Raw genomic sequence first — 24,921 nt, forward strand, 5'->3', positions numbered from 1 at the left:
TAAAGATAGTTTTCTATGGAGTCCTCGAAGAGGACTCCTTTATACTCTATAGATTTTTTATCCATGGAGGAGCAAAATTTATGCTATTTATAGCTACCGCCCCCCCCCCCAAAAAAAAAAGAGAATAGCAGTATCAAAGAAAAAAGGAATAGGTTTTTAAATCAAAATCCTAATTTGAGATTCTCTCTATACAGAAAAAAATGAAAGAGGCACAAAACAGAAAAAGAGTGGTAAGAAGTAGTGCCTTTCGGCATTACTTGCAGAGGTCGTAGTTCTGGTTTACGATCTTAAGAGCGCAGAAATCACCGCACATGGTACATGCGTCTTCGTCGCCTGGTGCTCTGCTGTCCCTAGTTGCTCTTGCAAGTTCAGGGTCGAGTGCAAGTTTGTACTGTGCCTCCCAGTCGAGTTTTGCACGTGCTCTGCCCATTGCGAGGTCAACCTTGCGGGCTGTTTCAGGGTACTTGACCATGTCACCGACGTGAGCAGCGATCTTAGAGGTCTTGACACCCTCAATTACATCCTGAAGATTTGGAAGCGCGAGGTGTTCTGCGGGAGTAACATAACAGAGGAAGTCACAACCTGCTGCTGCAGAAGCAGATGCACCGATTGCTGTTACGATGTGATCGCGACCTGCACCAATGTCTGATACGAGTGGACCGAGCATATAGAATGGTTTTCCATCACTCATTGCTTTCATGAGCTTGACGTTCATCTCTACCTGGTCAAGTGGTACGTGACCTGGTCCTTCTACGATTACCTGAAGATCGTATTTGTCGTGTGCTTTCTGTGCGCATTCGGAGTTGATGATGAGCTCCTGTACCTGTGCTCTGTCAGTTGCATCTGCTACTGCACCTGCACGCATTCCGTTTCCTGTTGAAAGGGTAACTTCGTGTTCCTTGAGGATCTCACAAAGGTAATCGAACTGTGCGTAAAGCGGGTTTTCCTTCTCATTGTGGAGCATCCATGTGCTCATGAATGCACCGCCACGGGAGCAAAGGCCACCATATCTGCCGTGTGCTTTCAACCTGTCAAGGACAATGTTGTTGATACCTGTGTGGATAGCCATGAAGTTTGTACCGAGCTTTGCCTGTTCCTCGGTTGCATACCAGAGGTCGTCCTCTGTCATGTGGACAATGGAACCGTCTCTCTTTGCTGCTGTGATGAATGCCTGGTAGAGTGGAACTGAACCTACTGGAAGGGAGATTGCGTCACATACAGCTTTCCTGATACCAAGGAAGTCGCCACCGGTACCGAGCTCCATAAGTGTGTCTGCACCTGCTGCCTCTGCTGCCTTTGCTTTCTTAACTTCCATGTCAAGGTCAACGATGTCTGATGATGCACCAATAGATGCATTTACCTTAGTTGTAAGACCTTCACCCATACCACAGAGTTTTATGTCTCTGTATGGAGTCATGGGGATTACAATCCTACCGGATGCAATTCCACGCCTTATGAATTCAGGATCTTTGCCTTCTACCTTGGCTACTATCTTCATCTCTTCTGTGATTTTACCATTCTTTGCATCTGTAACTATTGTCATGATCGATTCCTCAATGATTGCTATATCCTACAAAGTACAGGTCTTATATAAGACTTTTTAAAAAATTAACTTTTGTTAGACTCAAGTTAACTTTACTTTCTTTAAAGTGGATACCCATGAAAAATAATACCCATATTTTTATGATATCTATAGGCTTATTTTCGTTATGAAAATAGAGTCATATCATCAATAGACAGATTAAGTTTAATTTGTATAAAAGTAAATCAAGTTGATTTGATGTATTGTCAAGTAAAATGATAGTGTGGACAGGGCACACCTGTTAGACAGAAATTATTGTTTACCTGATCTATTTTGTCGTCTCAGAAAGCGCATGGTTTCCATATGCATTGAAACCATAAGATCGCTTAACATTCCCAAGACGAACATCTGAAAACCGGACATGATGAGCAAAGCGGTAAGCACTGTCATAGGTATACGTGTAATACCTTTGAGCCACTGATCAACTACGTAAGTACCTGTCACAAGTCCTGAAAGAATAAAAATAGCACCGATCAGTCCAAAATAGAACATAGGATTATGGAACCTGGCTAAACGGTAGATAGTTTTGCCTATTCTGAACCCATCTTTAAGAGGATTAAGCTTGGTTGCTGCATCGGACTTACGGCAAAGATAAGATATTGGCACTACCTCTATCACATGATCAAGTTTAATGCTCTGTATTGTCATTTCTGACTCTACTTCAAATCCCATTTCCTTCAGATCAAAGGATTTGTAAACATCTCTAGTGAAGGCCCTATATCCTGTCAATATATCTGTGAGATGTTGCCTGTATGCCATACTGAACAGGTAATTGATGAGTTTGTTACCTATCAGGTTAAGACCTGGAAATGCGCCTTTTTCGAAGTTTACCAGCCTGTTACCTATCACATGCTCTGCTCTCCCTTCGAATAACGGAGCCAGCATTGCATGCACATCCGATGCTAGATAAGTACCATCCCCATCAAGCATTACAAGATACTCATTATCGAGTATCTCAAAGGCTTCCTGGACGGCCTGTCCTTTGCCTTTTCCCCTTTGCACTATCACCCGGGCTCCTTCAGCCTTCGAAAGTTCTCTGGTCTTATCGGTACTATTTCCATCTATGACCAATATGTTGTTGAACCCTTCAGACCTGAAATCCCTTATGAGCTGAGCTATGGTAGCTCCTTCGTTAAGTGTGGGAATTAGTATACAGACGTCTTTTTCCGGCAAGATGCTAACCTTTAGAGAAGTCCCATACTGTCAAGCTGCTGCTTTACTACTTCAACGCCTTCTTCACAGTTCTGAGGTGATTTACCACCCGTTACGACAAGCTTTCCTGAACTGAAAATAAGAACAACTACTTTTGGTTCATCAATACGATATACAAGTCCAGGGAACTGCTCAGGTTCATATTCTATGTTCTCAAGACCAAGACCTATAGCAATTGCGTTAAGGTTGAGCACAGCATGAAGATCTGCAGATGCTACAATGTTCTGTACGGTGATCTCTGGTTCCTTTATGGTCTTAATACCTATTTCATTGAGCTTCTTTGCCATGTTGCTTATTACTGTATGGACATCGGCCACGTTCTTTGCTCCGGTACACACAACCTTTCCGGAAGTAAAGACCAGGAATGCAGCCTTGGGTTCAGAAACCCGGTATACCAGGCCAGGGAATTTCTGTTTGTTATATTCAGCACCTTCGAATTCAGCCTCGATCTTTGTTAGATCAAATTCATCAGCAAGTTTTGTAGAGGCAACCACATTCTCGATCTTAATATTGTATTCGGTCATTGAAAATCCTCAGCATTTAAAACACGCTTTATATCCGTAAATCCATATATAAACTTATAGCTTGATATTTATATAGGTATTTAAACTCACCGGGTGTAAAAAATAATACTAATGTAGCAGTTGATATGCTGAATCATGTATTGTCATCCTGTACTTTACCTTCAGCAATATCCCGTTCTTTTAAGCCATCTATTATAGCATCATACTTTCTGCAAACCCTTTCTATTAGATCGGATTCTACACTTTTGTGAGTTGGAACTAGTATATCTGCACCTTCGCTCACTTGCACATCATTGCTCGACAGCCCATAATCGGGAGCAATCACTACGCCTTCTGCAGACACTCCTAGTCTTAGGTCATTCACAATCCTGGCTATCATATCAGTTGCCGGTTTGACTTTCCTCTCTATCAGAAGAGCTTTTGAAACATATCTTTCCTTGAGTTCTCTCAGATTCGACAGGGTAAGTTCCACTTTCTGGGAATTTCCTACGTTTTCCAGTGCCTTCACCGCTTCAATAAGATCATCAAAAGTAGTGGAACCAACCTCTATGATCTCCCCGTCATAGTATCTGCTGACCTTTTCCAGATATCCTCTGGATATTATCAGTTTGGAAACATCTGCAAGTTCCTCTATTTCTTCTTCTGTGGGGTCATAGGCATTGATCACTTTATAATCCTCTATGCCACATAATATTGCCAGGGATTGGTACATAGGAGTGAATGCTACAACCTTGCATCCAAGCCACTTATTGAGTCCTTTGTCACCGCTCTGCTGGCGGGAAAGTTCAATTATTTTCTGCCGTATAGCTTCAGGCTCATTGGAACTCAGTCCGAAATAGTCAGCGAAAAGTGGAGTAGTCTGTAGTTTTTTCGTCCTGCCGTAAGGCACGGACATGATAAGGCCACGATCTGTGAGTTCTCTTATGTGGTCATAAACAGTATTGCCTCTCATATCTACGAGATCAGATTGCACAACAGGCTGATGATACGCTATCATCGCAAGGGTGCGAAGCATAGGCGCGCTCAGTTCTTTAGGGGCCACTGGCCTTACAAGATCTGTGAACATGGGTTTTACCTGCATCACATAACGCTGTCCCAGATCTATTATCTCAATACCAGACTCCCTCTCTGAGTATTCTTTCATGAGGGTTTCAACTACAGCAACAGCTTTGTTTGCAGGTTTGCCTATTATCTTTCCCAGAGTTTGGGCATCCAGTGCCCCACCGGCAGCAAAAAGTGCTGCTTCAATAGTTTCCTTCTCGTTCATTCCCTGTCATAACCTCATTAGAACCATCATCAGCAATATTTGAGGGATATATGAACAGCTCCCCGAACAATTCATCCTGCTGAAGCCATATTTTCTTCTCAGTAGCCAGAAAAAGCAGGGAAACATAGGTCATTATATTCTCTGACCTTTCTTCACCGATCAATTCTGAGAATACAACAGACTCATGCTCTTCAAAAATAGAATTGAGCACTTGATTTAGCCTTGCAACACGCCCTAGAATATCCTCTTCATGGGCTATGCCCAAAACCTCATCAGTGGTAACAGCAACTCTTTCTTCCAGTTTACGGAGCAGTTTCTTTTCCTTTTTCCTGTGCTCTACTCTTTCAGCTTTCTTCAATTCAGCTATAAGTTCCTGCAGAGTCACAGGTCTTGTGGCAATCCTTCTCACAGGCAGCTTGGGCACAGGATAATCATCAACTTCAAAGAAGTCCATACCGTCGTCGAATATGTCCTCTTCTTCCGGTTCATCCATATCCACCCAGTTTGACTTCATACGCAAGAGTATAGAAGCATAAAGCAGTGTTCTTCCTGAAATGCGCAGGTCCATCATCTGAATGTCTTCTATCCGCGCAAGGAATTTGTCTGTGACACTTACAATATCAATATCCCATGGATCTATCTCTCCATTTTTGGCGAGGTTGACCAATATCTCCACAGGTTCGTTCATTACATCATCAGAAAACTCAAGCAGGTTTTCATCTACCCCAAGAGCACGCAGTGTCTCCAGGAATTCAGGATCTATTGCCCCAGGCAACAATGTACAGCTCTCAGAAACAGGTTCAACTACAGGTAATGTTTCCAGTTCCTCTATGATACCGGTCATCTGAACTTCACACCTGTTATGCTTGTAATATTGTTTTCCTGCATTGCTACACCTATAGTCCTTGAAGCTGCTTCGATCATTGGTTTTCTCAAGGATACGACAATGAACTGGGCATTTTCCACTGACTTTTTCACTCTCTCGGCCACCCTTGCGGCATTGGCTCCATCCAGGAACATGTCTATCTCATCAAAAGCATAGAACGGTGCCGGTCTATATTTCTGAATAGCGAACACAAATGATAATGCAGTAAGACTTTTTTCTCCGCCTGACATCGCTTCAAGGCGTTGCAAGGTTTTTTCCTTAGGCTGAGCCCTCAGAGTAAGCCCACCGTTGAACGGTTCCTCTGGATCGTCAAGTACCAGTTCACCTATACCATCAGAAAGCTCATTAAAGATCTCCTGGAAAGCTATATTGATCCCATTGTATGCTTCCATAAAGGCATCTTTTTTCAGCACTTCATACTGCTTAATCCTTTCAAGGATTTGTTCTCTTTCATTGAACAGCGTATCCCTTCTTGATCTGAGATCTTCCAGCCTTGTCTCTACTTCATTGAATTCATCAATAGCTCTCATGTTGACAGGCTCCAGACGTTCCATTGCTTTCTCAATGGAGGCTATTCTGGTACGCACAGCCTCAGATCCAGGGACATCATCCGTTTCCTCTATGCCTCTTTGTGTCAGTTCTGCAGTCAACTCGGCTATCTGCTCCACAAGGGCTGCCTGAGTAGCTTCCATAGCCATCAGTTGCCTGTTACTGTCTTCAAATCTTGTCCTTGCAGACTCGAATTGCTTTCTTGAGAGTCCATACTCATTCTGCATAGTAAGACGCTGCTGTTGCATGTCCTTTAACTCGTTAACAAGCTCTGATTCGCGAGCTTGCTTCTGGGTAAGCACTACCTCAAGTTCCTTGATCTTAGTTGTGAGTTCATCCACCCGCTGCCTGTGGCTGGCTTTCTTTTCATCCAGAGACTTTATGAGATCTCTGTTCTCGTCTATCCTGCCAGTAGCATATTCCCTGTCAAGGTTAAGAGCATTGATCTGTGCTTCAGTATCGCGGATACGTCCATCCAAACGCCTCATTTCTTCATCAATACTCTCAGCCTGCCTGTTAAGTTCAGGCACTTCAGATCCTGCAAGCTCACTCTCCAATTCAGATATTTTCTCTTCAAGTGAACTTCCCTGTTCATCCTTTTCTGCCTTCTGGGCAGTTACAGATTCCATCTCTGTTCTCAGTTGCTTGCGGTCCTCTTCTATCTGGGCAAGTTCAGCATTCTTTGCTGCCAGCATCTGCGCCAGACGCTCACCCCTGCTAGCGATCTCCTCAAGCTGCATTTCTTTGCGGGAGATCTCTTTATCATGTTCATTTATCTCCCGGTTAACATCAGCAACATGTCCTTCCACTGCATCTAATTTCTTGATTGCTGCACTGCGTCTTGAATCAAATTCTGTGATCTTCTCTGCAACCTTGATAAGTTTATCTTTCTCTGATGCGGCAAAGGACAGACCAGAGCTTTGCGCTGATCCTCCGACCATTGCACCACTCTTCTCAATAAGCTCGCCTTCCAGTGTTACCATTCTCAGGCCACCCATGAGCCTGCGGGCGTTCTGTAATGTATCTACCACAAGAGTGTCCCTGAAAACATACCAGAAAGCAGACTCGAACCGTGTTTCAAAATCCACAAGGTCTATTGCATAGCCGATAACACCATTTCTGTCACTGAGGTCTTTGTAAGGTCTACGTTCTTCCATTTTGTTAAGAGGAAGGAATGTAGCCCTACCAGCCTGTCTGCGTTTGAGAAAATCGATGGCTCTGGCAGCATCTTCATCAGTGTCCACCACTACTGCCTGCATCTTTCCACCGGCAGCTATGCCAAGAGCAGTGGCATACTTCTGGTCCACACTTCCAAGCTCGGCGATAGTCCCATATATTCCGGGAAGTCCATGATGTTTTTTTTCATTGATTATCATGTCCACGGCTTTGGAATACTTGCTGTGGTCCTCTGCAGCCCTCACTCTGGCTTCTATGCGGGCATAATCATCCTGGTATTTACGCAGTGATTCTTCGATATCCTTTACCACACCTTTAAGCTGGGAGCGGTTTCTTTCAAGGTCGTCTATATCCTTTGTGAGCGAATTTATTTTTTCATTGAGCTTCTCAATATCATATTTCACAGAACTGATATCACTATCGGAAGACGCAGCTTTGGAACGGGCATCCTCCATTTCGCTCTCAATGTCCCGCACTTCAGCTGATTTGCGCCTTAGGGCATCCAGCAGCCTGTCTTCCTGACGCATGAGCTCGTTCTTTTCATTCCTTGTATTCTCAAGATTGTTCTTAAGCTGGTTAAGTTCATCCCGAGTCTTGGCAAACTTCGCATCCACATCGGCTATCCGGCTCTGCAGGATCATCCTCTGGGTACGCTTTTCCGAGTGTTCGGCTCTGATGCCTTCTAAACGCACTTTTTCTTCAGATATCTTAGTATCCAGATCAGCGACCTTGCCTTTGACCTCATCAATTTCCACAAAGGCCTTCCTGCGTCTGGAATCTACATCTTCCAATTCTCTGTCAGCAAGTTCTATACTGTCCTTGCAGCGTGAGATCTCACCGCGTGTAGACTCGATGTCTTTTTTTATCTGGATCTGCTCATCCTCTCCCATACGCTGTATCTGGAGAGTGAGTTCTTCTAACGACTTTTCCAGCTCTTCCATCCGCTGGCGTCTCTCTTCAAGAGTTGTTTCCAGCTCTTTAATGGAAGACTTGCGTGTTTCCATATCAGCATCAATTGATACAAGCTCCTTCCTTGCATCCTTAAGCCTTGCAAGGAGCATGAAGCCCTCAAATTTTACTTTTTCTTCTTTCAATGCCTGATATTTGAGCGCCTGGTCTCTTTCACCTTTGAGTTTTTCAAGCTGAGCAGCAACTTCTTCAAGGATAATGTCTACTCTTTCCACTCTTTCCCGGACGATCTCAAGCTCGCTGAGAGCCCTTTCTTTTTTACTATCGAATTCAGCAACTCCTGCTATCTCGTCAATTATCTTGCGCCTTTCAACAGGAGTCATGGTGATTATACGGGTTACATCACCCTGCATCACCACGTTATATCCTTCAGGTGTCACCCTGGCCTTTGCCAGGTAATTGTGCACATCTGCAAGGCTCACAGCTTTGCCATTGAAGTAGAAATAGCTGTAATAGCCACTATCAGTTTCCCTTATTTTTCTGGTGATGGCAACCTCGTCAGTATCTACAGGCATCTCCCTATCAGTGTTGTCGAACTTGATGGTTACCTGTGCAAAATCAGGTTTTTTAGCCTTATCACCATTATATATAAGATCAGTAAGCTTCTCAGCCCTAAGGGTGCGTGAGCTGGAAAGACCCAGCACAAAAAGTATACCGTCAATTATATTGGATTTACCACTGCCGTTTGGGCCTGATATCGTGGTGAAATCATCATAGAACGGTATCTTAACTTTTTTCCCGAAGGACTTGAAGTTAATGAACTCGATTTCCTTTATGTACACGTGGATCCTCTGTGTTTAAATCCTTTCTCTGAAAGGTGTTCATTTTCTGCGGACGACTGTAACCACCGCATCTTCATCATCACGTGTCTCTACGCTTTCGTAGTCTGTTTCTGATTTCTTTCTAGAAACATTATCCTTAGCAACGATAAACTCGCCAGTGAACGCTTGGGAAGCATTCTTATCCTTTTTTCTGAAATTACGTGCATCATCACTTTCTGCTATAATATACTCAGTTTTTCTCTCTTCAACTTCCGGTTTCTTTATCTGGACAGGTTCAGGCTGCGCATCCCTTATGTTGAATCGGTGATTCACTGAGGCAGTTTGCCCGATTGGCCCCCTTGGAAGATCAGTAGGCCTGATGGAAAATGATGGGGGTTTAGCAGGCGACTGTGGCGGTCTGGGAATTTCAGGCTGTGGTATTATCTTCTTTTTCTCATCCCGGAATATGCTTACTTCTGCTTCTTTTACAGGTGTTGGTTCTCTTGAAGGAGCCGGTATAGAAGGCTGTACTGGCATGGAGATCTCTTGTTCTCTCTTTTCAAGTGCTGATTTTTTGAAAGAACGGATCAACGATTTCTGATCTAACAATTCATCCATTACGCCATTGAGATTATTAGCAAGTTCTTGTATCCTATTCTCGAGCTTTGAAAGACGGTTATTGATGTCAAGATCATTTTTAAACTCACTACGGATCTCCACCATGATGGAATCCCTAAGAGATCTTTTGATCTCATCTATTTCTGCTTCTTTTTCCCTTAGTTGCCTTTCAAGCCTTTCGATGATGAAATCCCTATTCTCACCATTCATGTGATACCTCGCAAGACCATTCTATCCCTTCTGCGGCGAATTATATGATAAAAGTATAATATAACTTATGGTTCATTTTATATAAATGTGCTTATAAATAGCCTCTCTCAGCGTGCTGTTATTGCGGAAGTATTTGTGATTGGGTCTTTTTCCACATAGAATAAATGATCCGCAGAATCGATAAGCGCTTCATCATGTGAAACAATAATTATCTGACCAACACCGAAATCTCTCATAAGATCGATGAGCTTTATGAGCTGCTGCACGTGCCCCCTGTCCAGGAATACAGTTGGCTCATCCATTATCAAAGGAGGCAGGCTTGAACCATTTTCCGGTCCTCCCATTGCCATGGACAATAATCTGTAGATGGCACATCTCAGTACAAGATTGAAAATAGCCCTTTCCCCACCGCTAAGCAGCTTTGGTTCTAGTGGAGTCCCATCCTTCCCGAAAACCGTCAGGTTATACTCAGAATCGAGTTGCACATGTGAATATGCATTATTTGAATACATGAATGAGAATATTTCATTAATAAGAGTATCAAGAGTACCTACGTTGCGTGACCGCAACTCAGCCCTGATACGAATATACATACTCTCAAGTTCCTCGGCATCCTTATACACCGTACCAAGAAAATCTGATTTGTGTACAAGAGAGCGCAACTCCTGTTGCAAACGGGAAAGCCTTTCTATTTCCTTTTCTGTCATTCCTATTTGCTTTATCAGTTCAGTTCGTTTCTCTTCCAGTTTCTTTATTTCCATTTCAATCTTCTTGAGAGCTGCTTCATACTGCTGCAACAGGGATTTAAGTGATCCGGCATCTATTCCTCCCATTTTTTCATCGATCTCGGATAACCGTTGCTTCCCATCCTTTATCTGCTGTTCCAGCAGCCCTATTTTTTCCTGTTCACTGCGTATCCGCTCTTCCAGCTTCTCTATATCCTTTCCCTTATTTTCACTTTCAATAAGGTTTTGTTTTGCTTTTTTAGCAATATTTAGCTTTTCCATAGTTTCAGCATGCTTTTTAGTTTCAAAAGTGAGTGCTTCTTGCAGCAGCTGTTCCTGCTCCTTCATTTGTGCAATTGTAATTTCTATCTCTTGCTTATGGGAAACAGCTTCATTCAATCTATTTTTATCTTCATCCATTCTTGAAGCATGATCGTTAAGAATCTTTTGTGACAAGTCTATTTTCTCATTAAATGATTTGACCTGAATATCATAATCTTCCATTTTTCTAGAAGTTACTTTTACCTGTTTCAGTTGTTCCATTTTCAGGCCAAAATCTTCTTCTTTCTTACTGATAGCATCTAGTTCTTTTTCCAATGAGGCCAAATGTTCTTCATCAGACTGAATTGTTTCATGCATTGCAGAACCGTGCAAATCCTGCCCGCAAGTTGGGCACTTGCCTTGGTCCATAAGTTCTTTGCTTTTATCTATGCGCTTTTTTGTCTCTTCTCTTTGGGTGAACAATTTCATTTTATCCCCATGCAAGGTTTTTTGTTGCGCCTGGACTAATTCTATGATATCTTCAAGTCCTGATAGCTTCTTAGGGGTGAAACCCAGAGATTCTATTTCTTTTGCTATGGACAATTTCTCTGCTTGTGTACTTTCAAGCGAAGCTTTCAGTTTTTCAATTTGTAGAGTTGCTTCATCCTTCTTCTTCAGGTTGCTTTCAATAGATAGGTTTATGTCTTTGATCTGGTTAGAAAGCTGCTGCAAGGTCCTATCTGCATTTTCGATGTTCTGCAAATGCAAGGCTTTTTTTTGTCCGGTATAGTTTAGTTTGTCCCGTTGTACACGCTCCTGCTCCTCAGCATGTACAAGCATTTGCTCCACATCTCCATCCCATACCATTTGTTCCTTGATACTAGAAACACTTTGTTTGAGTTCATTTATATGGGAGCGTAGGGATTGGATAGAAGAAGTACTGTTGTTAATACTTCCAAATGCTTCTGTCTTCTTGGTGTTGAACCCCAGTATCTGGGTAGCAATAGACTTTTTTTGGAGTGCAAGTTGTTCGTATTCTCCAAGCTTTGAACGGAACTCTTCGATTCTTGACCTTGTCTTGTCCCTGGTTTCACTAACTGACACATGTTTTTCTTTAATTTGTGCTGCCTCGGTCAGCAAGCGGTTCAAGTTGGCAACAGGATCCTTACCTTCTATCTCTGCGGTTTCGTTCTTTACTTCCTTTATACGCCTTTCAGTATCGCGCTGATGCCTCCCCACCCCAATCCTGGCATTTCCTGCTCGCTCTCTGTAGTCCTCAAGTTTTCCTATCTGCAGAAGGTCATCTATCATCTTCTGCCTCTCAGCAGGCTTTGCATTGATGAGAACATCGATCTCACCCTGCCTTATATATACGCAGTTCCTGAAAGCTTCTTCATCCATCCTCAACAGCAAAAGAATGCTATCGTAAGTGCGCTTCGCCTGGTCCGTGAAGATCTGCCCGTTAATCTTGAGCACTGAACGGGTATTGGAGGCCCTGCCAGATTCAGGGTCATTACGGAATACTTGTTCCATACAGTAGATATCGCTTTTCTGCTCGAATTCCAATAAAATAGATGCTTTTGTAGCTCCCTTGCGTACAATATCTGCAATAGTGAAATCCTTTGAGAGGGTTTTGCTTCCAAAAAGGCCTGTGAAACAAGCCTCCAGAAGGCTGGACTTACCGCTGCCATTTACACCTGAAATAACAGTAACTCCATTCTTAAAAAGAATATCAAGATCTTCATAACTACGGATGTTTTCTACTTTCAAGTGTTTAAGCATCAAAGGTAATCACCCAGATTGTACTGTTTTGGCTTTGCATGAGCAGATGCCTTTTGATTCTTATCATAATATTTTTTATTCTCTGTTTCTATTGCAACCATGTCTGGTTCTTTTTCAGACTCTGGGGCCTTGATCTCGTGAACATTGATAACATATTTTTCAGTTTCTTTTGCTATATTTACTTTAGGAGCTGAGGGTAGAGTAGTTTCATTCTCACTTTTAGATGAATAATAAGAAATTTCTTCATTCAAAGATTCTAATAGCATAGGTTTTGAAAAGTCCATTTTATCCAGAAGATCACCAAGGCGGTTTTCGGCCTCATCGCTAACCTTTGTTTTAGGAAGAGAAAGGTCTCTGACAATCTCGTCTACCAGCAGGCCACCCTCTGAAAGGCTCATTTTTTTGATCTCATTTTTTATTGCCTCGTCAGGATCATAGAAGGAAATGGAAACAGATTGCCCAAAAAGATCTTCAGCGACTTTCCTCAAGTCCCTTACTCCTGGAACTAGTACATTACGTGAAAGTAGCATCTCTTCTATCTCAGCATAGGAAATTGACACACTGTCATCGTCACCGTTTATCTCCACGAACACCACTTTATTTTCTACATCCTGTTCCTTCACGGCAGACAATATGTCCTCGTATATCTTTGCAGGATCACCGATGCTAACTGGTATTCTGAGAAATTCCCGAGTCGGAATATTTCTTCTACTGATATCGATACCTTTTTGTGAGATAGTAATTGTATTGTAAGACCGATTCTCCTCTTCTGCAAGACTATTGCGCTCAGTGCTGCCACAGTATGTTACCCACGTATCGCCTACAGTGATCTTCTCGTACTTGTGATAATCCCCAAGAAGCATAACATCCACATGGAAAGGCACAGAGTCTATCACTGAAGCACAGTCCCATTCTCCTACAGTTATAGGGCTCATGAGCTGGTGCATTACAAGTACATTGTACGATGAATCCAGAGGTTCTTTAAAAGCAGAAAAATCGAAAAGAGGAATCTTTGATCTTGGAACACTGTCAATACCATAGAAGGCTACATCTTCAATCATGTAAGGAAAAGTTCCAAGCCTTATTGCAAGCTCCATGCTTTCAAAAAGGTCAAGCCACTGGGTACTCTGTTTGCTTTCATGGTTGCCGACGATGGCCAGAAGCGGAATCTTTGCTTCTTTGAGCCGCGAAAAAAGTTTCATGGTATCCAGGATATCTTCCAGTGAAGGGGTCCTTGAATCAAAAAGGTCTCCTGCATGTACCACTGCATCCACCTTCATTTCAATGGCGTGGTCTATGACGGTTGAGAACGCCTGAAGGAAATCCTGCCTTCGTACCTCATTGTGATATTGCCGGTATCCTATGTGAGTATCTGCAGTATGGATTATTTTTATCTCTCGGTCCATCTGGGTTATAATATGCCCCTACAGCATTTTAATATTCCGAAATGTAAGCTCAACTGACTCGGTATAAATAATAGATAAGTTATATTTATATAATTTACAAATATATTCTATTTAATGGACGAAAATGGACAGATCACACTGGACTATCTTGTCGGAATTACAATATTCCTCTTAGCCCTTGTTTTTGTGTTCCAATATACCACAGGACTTTTCACACCATTTGAATCGAGTTCGGATGAGGTGACCATGATAGCCGACAGAGTAGCCACTACTGTAGTGGAGGATCGAATAAGTTCCGGTGACTCACAGACATACAACATAGTGAGCAATAGCCTTCTGAATGATTTTTTCATACAATTGAACAACAACTATAGCAGTACTCAGGACTCTCTGGGACTCAATGGTACATTTTTTCTTTATGATCTGAACATTTCACTGGAAAATGGTACAAAAGTTATCTCCTGTGCTGGGAAAAATTTGCCAGAGGCGGGAAATATAGGACAGACTAAAAGAGTAGTACTAATAGAGGACATTGACGGTGAAACCCACCATGCCATACTGTCATTCCGGGTGTGGTGACATGGCCAGAAATAATGCTGACTGCAGTCTGAAAAGTGACTCTCTAGGTCAGATGCACACATTGGAAGCAGTTACTGCCACTATGATTATGGTTTCAGTAATTGTTTTTACTGTACAGGCAACGTCCCTTACACCTCTTACATCATCTACAGCCAATGCTCATATTGAAGCTCAAATGCAGACAATGGGGCAGGATATGCTCAATGTGCTGGACCATGCTTCTTCAGGAGATACTTCTCCTATCAGGCAGGATATTATCTCATGGAATGGAGAGGAATATTCCTGGAATGGTACAGCATATTGCTCGGTAACTACTACGGATTACACTCTTTTGAACAGCTCCACTGAGGGGATACTCAAAGAGATAGCTGTACCCAGAGGTATAGCACACAATGTTCTTTTCTCGTATATTGACAGTTCAGGGTTGCCTCAGGGAACAGCATACATCTACAACGGAGACCCTTCCGACAACGCAGTTTCAATTTCAAGAAAAGTACTTCTTTCTAACCATGATATTTCTGATCCTGCTACTTTTCTGGCGAACACAGGTATACCTGATTCAGATCCCTCTTCGGATTTCTATAATATTGTTGATGTGAGACTGACCCTCTGGAGAATGTGATAACAGGAGAAATATGATGAGAGCAGATGACGATTCAGCACAACTGTTACTTATTGCCGGCTTTGCCATAGGTGTGGGTATTGTCGTCTTCACTGTTATGCTTAATAATGTCATATATGCAAGCAATATGGCCTCGGATTCCAGCACTGAGACTAGTTCTTATGAAATGGGAAATGTGCTTGCACTAACTTCACAGGCTTATGAGGATGCCTATACAAGTGCAATTTCTTCAGGTACTTTTGATAACAATGCGTTTCAAGCATATCTGTCTTCGTACCAGAGTGAAGTGTCTAAATCTTTTGCTTTGTCAGGAACAAGTCTGGAGATCGAAAATAGCAGCCTCATAAATGCTCATTTTTCAAAGAATGGCATGGTTGATGGTGTAGCTAACTGGACATTGATACGCAATGTGAACTTAACAAATAGTTTTGTAATAGAAATTCCAGATGCAAGCACTCTTGATGATGTTTCTTCATGTTTGCGCATTGAGGCTGTTGAAACAGGTGGCAATCTGCTTTGGGCTATGGATGTCTATGATTCTGAAGGCAATGTAAATGTGAGCGTCATGGACAGCAACTCCACACTGGGTACTGTCAGTTCTTCAGGTTACCTTAATGTTTTTCTTAATGTAACAGGTAACTCCATTGATGGGAGTGACTTTAACTTCCATTTCAATGATCTGACTTCTTCTCACGAATATCAGATAAATGTGATAAATGGCGCAGCTGGTGAAGGTACATTAACAGTATCAGGGAATCTTGCTGACAGCCAGCCTTTCACCATAGCAAGGCATTCGGTAGTGCTTGCAAACATCACAATAGCATCTGCAGATAAAGAAATGTTCGTTTCATATCCTGTTCCCGTTCCCGGAGGAAGCGCATGAAACTCCTCAAAGACGAAACCGCTGTTTCGATTTCAGTTGGTTTCATTCTTACTTTTGTAATCAGTGTCATAGCACTGGTTACTGTGCTTACTTCTTTCTATACGCTTATGGACAGAGCGGAGCAGACTGTCATGAGAAGCGAGTTTGAGATTCACGGAAATGATATTTCTATGCAAATTGCAAGTATAGATTCATTGGTAGCTGTCATGAATAATTCCGGAGCACGCATAGGAGTTATGGAATATGAACTCAGTCTCCCTGATCAGATAGCTGGAGAGCATTATTCTGTGAGCGTAGTAAACAGCAGCCATGAGATAATGCTGCAATCCCGTGATAAAGCAGAGACTAAGGTGATGATACCCTACAGTACAAACAACATTGCAGTTATGGAGAGCACGATCTTCAGTGAAGCCGGCAGGCACTATATGACCTATGATCCTGTGCAAAGAAGTCTGGAGATAAGGTAAGATGGGGTGCATGGAAAAAAGCTTGAAAGCTCTAAAGAATTCTGAAGAGGGTGTCTCTGAAGTAGTTGACTTCAGCATAACCATGGGTATCATGCTGCTTGCAATATCTATCATTGGTACTGCCGGTTACCCCTTAGTGGAATATATGCAGGAAGCACAGCATACAGAGAACATAAAGCAAAGCTTTACGGTGCTTACTTCAAATATTAATAAGGTAGCATTCGGTAACTCACCTTCCCAGTCAGTGGAAATAAAATTACATGATAGTACAACAGCTGTTACAGGTACTAGTTCCATTAGTGTGGATATGCAGGTGTGGAATTCTTCCACCGGGATAGTGGATACTGAGTCTTTTGACAGGCAGCTGAGAGTAATAGAAAATCGGTATCAAGAACGGTCTATAGGTTATGAGAACACTGGTTCCTGGGCAAAATATGAACGGGAAAAAGTAGTGATGATATCGAAGCCTAGTTTTGCAGTGAGTAATGATCTGTTAATGATACCTGCAGTGATGGTATCCGGTTCTTCGAGTGTCTCTGGCACAGGGCTGGTTCGGGTTGTATGTGACGGAGGAGTGCCTTCGGTGCACAGGTATGAGAATGTATCAATGGTGAACATCACCATAGGCAGCGAGTATTACGATGGTTGGGGAAGATTCCTCAATGAAACACTTGACATGCGGATAACAGGATATGACACAGCCAATAATACTGTATTTGCATCAAAGCAATACTCTCCGAACAGCATAGATGTAGTGATAGTTTACTCGCCCATGAGGGTTACTATTCAATGAGAGAAGAGAAGATGGCCAGAAAAAATAGTATTCTAGAATGCGAAACTGCAGATTCTTCAGTAGTAGGTATGATAATAATACTTATGCTTACGACTCTTTCTGTAGGTGCTATCCTGCTATATGGTATGCCTACTATCAACGATATGCAGGATATGGCAAAATCACAAAAAGCAGAACAGGCATTTACTGTATTTGACTCAAGAACCAGCAAAGTAGCCTTGGGAGAATCACCTGTCCAGACAACTTCTCTATCCCTCATGGGAGGGTCTTTGGAGGTCAATGGAGACAACTCATCTTATGATGATAGCAGGGTTACGGTTGTATTGGCTGACATTGATGCATCGTGGTATGATAGTTTCAGCCAGCAACGCTATAGGTGGGAATCCTGGGAAGGTTTTGAAACCGAGACGAACTTCACCATGTTCAATGTGTCAATGGGCAGTATCATTTACAAAAAAGATGATCGTATAGTGGGATACGAGGGTGGTGGAGTGTGGTCTAAATATCCAACCGGGAAAGCTGTTATGATCTCACCTCCTGAATTTAACTATAATGGTGAGACGTTGACATTGCCAATCATGTGTATCAAAGGAAATACAAGTATTAGCGGTGCAAGTGATGTAGCAATGACTGTAAGCTCCAGTAACATGCCCACTGTGCTGTATCCAAATCCTATTGTGGACAGCAGGATGATTAATCCTCTCAAGTCAGACAAGGTCCTTGTGTACATTAAGAGCGACTTTTACAATGCATGGGCTGACTATGCTAATACTCTTGCATATACAAGTGCCACTGTGGATGAAGCCAATAGCACGGCAGTAGTAGAACTTGAGGTCATGCCGGCTATGGGTAAATCAACACTTACGCATAATTTCAAAGTGGGTGCACTCAATGCTTCTAAGTCATCACCTATGTACAACTTCTCTTTTGATCTCGGTGCCAGGGCTTCCCAGGGCCTAAACCCAACAAATTATCAGATATCTGCAACTTCAGGTACCAAGACTTTGACTTATTCTCTGGCAAAGAAAGGAGGAGCAAATCAGCTTCAGCTTACTGTAACATACCAGGATACAAATGCCGCTTCCTATGCAGAAGAATGGATTGGTTATGATTTTGATGATATCTTTCCTATAACAGGCAGCAAACAGGATCAGGAAGCTATCGTTGATCTGTTGGATAAGAACTTTATAATGGAATATGATGCATCTGATGATTTTTCATGGAATGACACAAGTTCTATCAGTATACCACCAAATGTCGAATTGAATGGTACTTCACAGTTATCACTTTACAACATTACTCAGCATTACATGAAACTTATTACAATGGATGGGTCAGTAAAGTTCAGCTTGAACAGTCCGGGGAAGTCTGATCCTGTGGACTATGATGAGTCAAGCCTTACATTAAATTATGAAGGCATGCCTGGAGCTATTACATACTTACATGTGACAAAGAATGATCTGGCAACTTCACTTAGTTAAACATCTACTATAAACTCTGATAGATGGCCAGGCCTTAAAGTGGATCACTTTTATATCCACATGGGTCTTGCTAGGTTCCTCTAGCATTTTTAAGTTGAGAATACTTTGTAGTTCAATTAAATTGTGTAGGATATGATAGATTTTTTGTTCATTCATGAAATGCACAATAATAGTATAACTGTACAAAGAAGAAATTGATGTTCATTTTCTTTATATACATGTTCATGATGAAGCTTGAGTGTATTGTTAATTGAAAATATCCAGTCTTGCTAAATTTGAATATGCCTGAGGTTTTGAGATGAGAGTTCAAATGAGATTAATAATCCTGTCACTAATGCTTCTTTCATTAAGTGTATCTGCAATGGCTTTAACTATTGATGTATATCCACTGCATGTCCAGAATAGTGCAGGAGATAATGTGAGCATAGTGGTCAGGGTCACAGAAAACTCTACACCTTTAAGCAATATGGCTGTAAATTTCATCACAAATCTAGGTACTCTGAACTCAGCTTCAACTTTGACCAATGCCTCAGGATATGGTCGGGTATTTCTTAGATCAACAGATTCTGGTATTGCAACATTGAATACAAGTGTTGGAAGCCTTTTAAAGATTACAAATATTACTTTTTCTCCTACTAGCCCCAAGAGTATAATCATCCCAAAATCAGAGAAACCTGTAACTGCAGGCAATATTACCACTGTAAGAATACGCATGTTGGATCAGTTTGGCAATGTTAATGATACTGCAGCTATGACCTTGAACCTCACGTTTGAAGATGTCTTTGGAAATACTCTCAAAGAGACCCAGCTCATAAGGAAGCCATATAATTTGACTAACATACATGTCAGTCGTAATCTAACGGATGGTGGCGCAGCTGATATAGTGCTCACAAACTCAGCAACCAGCGATCAAAATGTAATTTTGGCAATAAATTCCACAATTGCAGGTAATATCAGCATTTCTGCATCTTGCGATAGTGCCAGCAATAATACATCTATCAAAGTCCTTGCAGATGAGGTAAATAAAATTATTCTAACTCATACTCCCACAATTGCTTATGCAAATAATCAAGACATATACAAGCTGATTGCTCAGCCTGTAGATCAATTCCTCAATCCTATCATTCCAGATAGTTTCCCTATAAATGAGCAAGTAATTTTCTATAGTGGTAGCCGTTCTGATATTTTCATTCTTAATCAAGAGGGAAAAGCAACGGATAGATTTGGACCCACACCATATGTTGAAAATATTACTATCAATGCTACATACAAAAATGCTGGTGGTTATACAAATATCACCAACTCCACAACATTGGAATTTATACCTGGGTCTAATCTAAGTCTTACAATATACTGTTCACCTGACACTTTGCTTACACAGAATCTGCATGGTAATCACGAGAGTACCGTTAAGGTGGTTGCACTGGATCAATGGGGTCATACACTGCCCGGAGTAAATCTCACCATCGCTACTACAAACTCTACAGTGGGTTACCTCTCGTTGAATGGTGTTAACGCCACAACAATACATGCAACAACAAATGATCTTGGTAAAGCAACTTTGAATTTTTTTTCAAGTACTGTTCCAGGAACTACTACGATTATTGCCACTGCAGGAAATGCAACTGTATCTGCTCCAATAACGACCAAAAATGTGCCTTTTGTCAGCACAAATGTCAGTATTGAACCTGAATCTCTGAAATCTGGAGGTATAGTAAACGTTACTACAGTGGTATCTGTAGAAGGAGACCTTCAGGTTACGAGACCCGCAGCAAATGCCATGCTGGTTCTTGACCGTTCCGGTAGTATGGATCCAGACTACTATGCAGGTACTCCTCTGGATGTTGTTCTTGTCATTGACAGGTCAGGAAGTATGGATGGAGATGCTATGTTAGCTGCAAAGACAGCATCCAAAAACTTTGCAACAAATCTGGTTTCTAACTCTCAACTGGGAGTGGTATCTTTTGCCTGGGAGCCATTCTTACCAAGCAGTATAGATCTGGAATTAACTCCACTCAATTCATCTAAAAACCTGCTTCTTGTCAGCAATTCTATCGATAAAATGCATTCAGTTGGAGGAACTGCGATGGGTGAAGGTATGGCAGATGCCAACTCCATGCTAGTAAACAACGGACGTTCTGATTCCCGTAAGGTAATGATACTTCTTACAGATGGATTAACAAATCAGGGTATAGATCAACAAGGTACGGCTGCTGTTGATCTGGCAAAAACAAATGACATTACTATATATACAATTGGTCTTGGAAACGAGATCGATGAAAGCCTTCTCCGATCTATTGCCTCAAATACAGGAGGCAAATATTATGCTGCTCCCAGCAGTTCTGATCTGGCTTCAATATATAATGCAATTGCTCAGGAAATATGTGATTATGACATTACGGATATTGAGTACGGTTTCGAGGGTTTTACACCATATTCCTATAGCTTCAATGACTCAATATCTATTCAAGATAGTTACATTCTCAGCTTCGAGGGATATGATCTAGATGATGTATTTGACGCAAGTCCATTTTATGGTGGAACAACTGCAGGAGAATGTCTGATCAAGGTAGATGGTGAAAATTTCAGATTGGTGCCATCAGCCAGTACTCCTGCTAACAGTAACCTATGGAAGACGTATCAATACGATATTACAAATTACATACATGCCGGTGAGAATTCTATTTCATTCTATGACTATTATGATTACACCGGCTCCAGGGATTACTACGACTATTATAAAGATTATTACCCAAACCCGAATCCATCTTCGATTGGCAATAACAGGGTAAGGAATGTGGTGATATCTGGTAGTGGTAACCAGATTAAATCATATACAACAGACACTGCTCTTAACGAAAATGGGTATGTTCTCTCTTTTAATAAACCTTTATCTTCTGACTATTTTGAAGATACATTTGAGATAAACGAATCCATCAATGACCTTAAAGTCAAACTTCAATGGGAGCATAGCTCTGCAAATCTTGATCTTCAGTTGATAAGCCCATCAAAGAAGATTTATGGAATTGGTTACAATGATACCGGTTATTATCCGGGTGCTGATAGCAAATCTGAATATATATGGATAAGTCCGCTTTCCGGTGTTTACCCTGATAGCGATACAGATACTGTGGAAATAGGCGACTGGACAGTACGTGTAACAGGGATAGGTGTAAATGATGTGGGTTCATGGCAGGAGAATTTCTCTGTTTCCACATATATAGACAAAAAAAGTGCAGCTAAACTGTCATCACATGCCTTCATATCGAGTTTTGATGAAAGCCGTGGGGATAAAGCAGGGCTTGCACTTTACAGTTTTGAAGGTAATTCACTTAGTGCTAGTCAATCCAGTTATATTCTTAAAAACAGTACATGGGTAGGATATTTTACAGTCCAGACCACTGGGAGATATAACTTCGATCTATCATGGGATGATTCTTCAAATATAGAGGCTTGTCTTTATGATGGTACAGATTTGCTGGATTCATCAAGTGGTGCAGGTGCCTGTGAAGTATCTTCTGTACTTTTTGCAGGAGAAACCTATTATCTGGATATTACTAAAGGAGCAGCATCTACTGATGATACTCATTTTGTTGTCAATGTTACAACTTTACCCCTTGATACTGTAATGACTGCCTATTACGATAGTACTGTAACACCAAGGTTCAGAACTTGGAATGATTCCCAATGGTCTATAGAAAAATCTGCTAAGAACGTTGGCGCATACCCTTATTTTGTATTGTTGGAGTCAAGTCCTGTTAGATCTGAAATAATGATGGTAACAGGTGATAGTGATAACGATATTAATGTCCAAATCTGGAATGGTATTTCCTGGGGTTCTGTTAGTGAACTCAGCAATTATTTTAATTATTTCAATAACTATTATGAAAACTTCAAAAGAGGGTTTGATGTAAAATACGAGCAGTTATCAGGAGACGCAGTTGTCGTTTATATGAATCGTAGCATTAACGTTAGTATTCCTCAATATAAAATCTGGGATGGCTCTTCCTGGAGTTCTGCTTCCGCAACTGCTTCTAAAATTACTGGTCCAGGGGAAGTAAGATGGGTCAGGCTTGAAGCAAGTCCGAATTCAGATGAAATGATTCTTGCAACCCTTGATAGTTCAAATTATATACGTGCACAGGTATGGAACGGTAACTCTTGGGGAAGTCCAGTTGAAATTACAAAAAATGCGAAAACATCAATTTATCAGTGCTTTGACATAGCATATGAACAGAGCACAGGGCGTGCGATGGTAGTCTGGGCAGATTCAAGCTATGTTAAGTATCGTATTTGGAATGGAGTCTCTTGGGGAAGTGAACAGAATCTTTATTCGTTCTCAAATAGTGTCTGCTGGTTGAAATTAGCTGCAGATCTCCATTCAAATAATATGATACTTGTTTCTCAGGATATTGCTAATGATATATATGCAAATACATGGACGGGTTCTTCATGGTCTTCCAGCAGACTACTTGAAAATAATGCAGGTACTTCTAGTAGAAGGACTGTAGATGTTGCTTTTGAACAATCAAGTGAAACAGGTCTTGTGGTATGGGGCGATACTACCTCAACACCTAAATATGAAACATGGAATGGTGTTTCATGGAGTAATGAGGCATCAGCTTCTAATTTTGGTTCAGGATATCCAATGTGGGTACAGTTGACACCTGATCCATCATCAGATGAAATTTTCCTCATGACATCTGATGACTCTTACGATCTGAATATTCAGAAATGGACAGGCTCTTCCTGGAGTAGTGCCACAGAGGTTGAAACTTCTTCCAGTAATTCCTACGAATGCTTTGATATTGCATACAATTCTCAGGAAGCATCTGTTCAAAGCACTCCAGTTTTATGGACCGAGTGGACGGCTGAGGTTACATCTACTTTGAACAATGATTCTCTAGCTCATCTTGGCAATTCAATAGATACTATTACAGCTGATGGCCTGACAGCAATAGATGAAGGTTTGTTCGTTGCCAACAACGAACTGTCTTATGTGAATGGTAGTTCTACAATAGTCCTTATGACAGACGGTCTGGATAATGCAGGTTATCATTCCCTGTTGAAAGAAGCATACAAGGCAAAAGAAAACAATACTATCATATACACTGTTGGGTTTGGAAAAAGTGAATCTGAAGTCGATCCCATACTTCTTGAAATTGCAAATGTGACAGGCGGAGAATATTATTTTGCACCAAATTCCAGTGTCTTAAAGGATATATTCAAAGGTATTGCCGACCAGATCACAAACTTTTCAGCTCAGGGACCTGTATTAAACCTTCAGGTACCTCACAACTATGCTACATCTGCCGGGATCGTAGGTGCTACATACATTTCGGGAAGCAGTAACTTCACAACAGGTGACAGGAGTTCTTTTGTCACTCCTAAATATCCTTCAAGAGGCAATGCTGAACCGTCTATTACAACCCTAAGTAACAGATCAGTACTTAGCTGGCAACTTCCTACCCTAAGCACAGGGGAAAAATGGGGAGTATGGTATCAGATGGTTGTAGAAGGAACTGGGTATGTTCCCTTGGTTATGACAGGTTCTAATATTAGCTATATGAATGTGGCTGGTGAAGATATTGAGTCGTCTGTACCAGGAGGAGGCAGTGCTATCAGCGGGAGTTCGGCAAATAGTGATCCATATCCACTTGGAAGTTTTACTATAACAGCTAGCAAGCCATTGATGTTGATAAACGAATCCTCAGAGTTGACATTGGAGGTAAGGGATATTACTGGTAACTATACTTCTGCGTATGTTATTCTTTACACAAACCTTGGTTCTTTGAATGGTCAGCAAAACCGCATAAATGTTACAGTGGATGGTCGCAGAACCTTAACTTTCTCAAGTATAATGGCAGGGAACGCCCATGTCATAGCTTGTGCATATAATGTAAACAATGTAACTGACACAAAGCAATGTGACAAATTGCTTGTTATAAGACCAAAGGGTATGATCAGGATAAATTAGAGCCAATTCCATTGTTACATTTTATATCGGCCATACTTTTTGGCCTGACATTTATTTTTTAATCATAATCACGTCACTGTTTACATTATTGCAAGCTCCTGTCTTTTTTCAAAAAGAGGCAATATCCTGAGAAAGTGGAAACTGAATGTATAAAAGAAAAGCATGGAACTAATGTTCATCTTATTTATATA

16 protein-coding genes are annotated in these 24,921 nt (G+C 41.4%); 7 read left to right on the forward strand and 9 right to left on the reverse strand.

What is annotated here, in order from left to right:
• Positions 1–253 precede the first annotated feature (253 nt).
• From thiC to ACC612_RS01865, 9 genes are all read right to left on the reverse strand, one after another.
• Positions 254–1,543 (reverse strand): phosphomethylpyrimidine synthase ThiC, encoded by a 1,290-nt coding sequence (gene thiC, locus ACC612_RS01825; RefSeq protein WP_371852762.1) that lies wholly within the window; start codon positions 1,541–1,543, stop codon positions 254–256.
• A 291-nt stretch (positions 1,544–1,834) separates the two neighbouring features.
• Complete coding sequence (gene aglJ, locus ACC612_RS01830) at positions 1,835–2,755, reverse strand: S-layer glycoprotein N-glycosyltransferase AglJ (RefSeq protein ID WP_371852763.1); 921 nt, start codon at positions 2,753–2,755, stop codon at positions 1,835–1,837.
• An 11-nt stretch (positions 2,756–2,766) separates the two neighbouring features.
• The gene (locus ACC612_RS01835; protein ID WP_370572975.1) at positions 2,767–3,318 is read right to left on the reverse strand and encodes a TATA-box-binding protein; all 552 of its coding nucleotides are present in this window, start codon (positions 3,316–3,318) and stop codon (positions 2,767–2,769) included.
• A gap of 133 nt (positions 3,319–3,451) precedes the next feature.
• A complete protein-coding gene (gene scpB, locus ACC612_RS01840; RefSeq protein WP_371852764.1) occupies positions 3,452–4,585 on the reverse strand; it encodes an SMC-Scp complex subunit ScpB in 1,134 nt (377 codons plus the stop codon).
• Complete coding sequence (locus tag ACC612_RS01845; protein WP_371852765.1) at positions 4,563–5,429, reverse strand: segregation/condensation protein A; 867 nt, start codon at positions 5,427–5,429, stop codon at positions 4,563–4,565. Before ACC612_RS01845 ends, scpB begins: the two co-directional genes overlap by 23 nt.
• The gene (smc, locus tag ACC612_RS01850) at positions 5,426–8,947 is read right to left on the reverse strand and encodes a chromosome segregation protein SMC (RefSeq protein WP_371852766.1); all 3,522 of its coding nucleotides are present in this window, start codon (positions 8,945–8,947) and stop codon (positions 5,426–5,428) included. Before smc ends, ACC612_RS01845 begins: the two co-directional genes overlap by 4 nt.
• Before the next feature lie 39 nt (positions 8,948–8,986).
• Positions 8,987–9,754 carry a hypothetical protein gene (locus tag ACC612_RS01855; RefSeq protein WP_371852767.1) on the reverse strand — a complete coding sequence of 256 codons (768 nt, stop codon included), beginning with the start codon at positions 9,752–9,754 and terminating at the stop codon, positions 8,987–8,989.
• A 107-nt stretch (positions 9,755–9,861) separates the two neighbouring features.
• Positions 9,862–12,522 carry an AAA family ATPase gene (locus ACC612_RS01860; RefSeq protein ID WP_371852768.1) on the reverse strand — a complete coding sequence of 887 codons (2,661 nt, stop codon included), beginning with the start codon at positions 12,520–12,522 and terminating at the stop codon, positions 9,862–9,864.
• Positions 12,522–13,928 carry a metallophosphoesterase gene (locus tag ACC612_RS01865; protein WP_371852769.1) on the reverse strand — a complete coding sequence of 469 codons (1,407 nt, stop codon included), beginning with the start codon at positions 13,926–13,928 and terminating at the stop codon, positions 12,522–12,524. The genes ACC612_RS01860 and ACC612_RS01865 overlap by 1 nt, the downstream gene beginning before the upstream one ends.
• A 114-nt stretch (positions 13,929–14,042) precedes the next feature.
• Between ACC612_RS01865 and ACC612_RS01870 the strand changes: the two genes are divergently transcribed.
• The 7 genes from ACC612_RS01870 to ACC612_RS01900 all read left to right on the forward strand — a co-directional run bounded on the left by ACC612_RS01870 (position 14,043) and on the right by ACC612_RS01900 (position 24,730).
• Positions 14,043–14,507, forward strand: coding sequence for a hypothetical protein (locus tag ACC612_RS01870; protein ID WP_371852770.1), 465 nt, complete (start codon positions 14,043–14,045; stop codon positions 14,505–14,507).
• A 1-nt stretch (position 14,508) separates the two neighbouring features.
• Entirely contained in the window at positions 14,509–15,129 is a 621-nt protein-coding gene (locus ACC612_RS01875) for a hypothetical protein (RefSeq protein ID WP_371852771.1), read from the forward strand.
• A 16-nt stretch (positions 15,130–15,145) separates the two neighbouring features.
• Positions 15,146–16,012, forward strand: a complete 867-nt coding sequence (locus ACC612_RS01880; protein ID WP_371852772.1) for a hypothetical protein — start codon at positions 15,146–15,148, stop codon at positions 16,010–16,012.
• Complete coding sequence (locus ACC612_RS01885) at positions 16,009–16,479, forward strand: hypothetical protein (RefSeq protein ID WP_371852773.1); 471 nt, start codon at positions 16,009–16,011, stop codon at positions 16,477–16,479. The genes ACC612_RS01880 and ACC612_RS01885 overlap by 4 nt, the downstream gene beginning before the upstream one ends.
• A 10-nt stretch (positions 16,480–16,489) precedes the next feature.
• A complete protein-coding gene (locus ACC612_RS01890) occupies positions 16,490–17,272 on the forward strand; it encodes a hypothetical protein (RefSeq protein ID WP_371852774.1) in 783 nt (260 codons plus the stop codon).
• A complete protein-coding gene (locus ACC612_RS01895; RefSeq protein WP_371852775.1) occupies positions 17,269–18,753 on the forward strand; it encodes a hypothetical protein in 1,485 nt (494 codons plus the stop codon). Before ACC612_RS01890 ends, ACC612_RS01895 begins: the two co-directional genes overlap by 4 nt.
• A gap of 310 nt (positions 18,754–19,063) precedes the next feature.
• Positions 19,064–24,730, forward strand: coding sequence for a VWA domain-containing protein (locus tag ACC612_RS01900; RefSeq protein WP_371852776.1), 5,667 nt, complete (start codon positions 19,064–19,066; stop codon positions 24,728–24,730).
• The last annotated feature ends 191 nt before the right edge of the window (positions 24,731–24,921 follow it).

The organism is Methanomethylovorans sp., from assembly GCF_041447285.1.
Lineage (GTDB): Archaea > Halobacteriota > Methanosarcinia > Methanosarcinales > Methanosarcinaceae > Methanomethylovorans.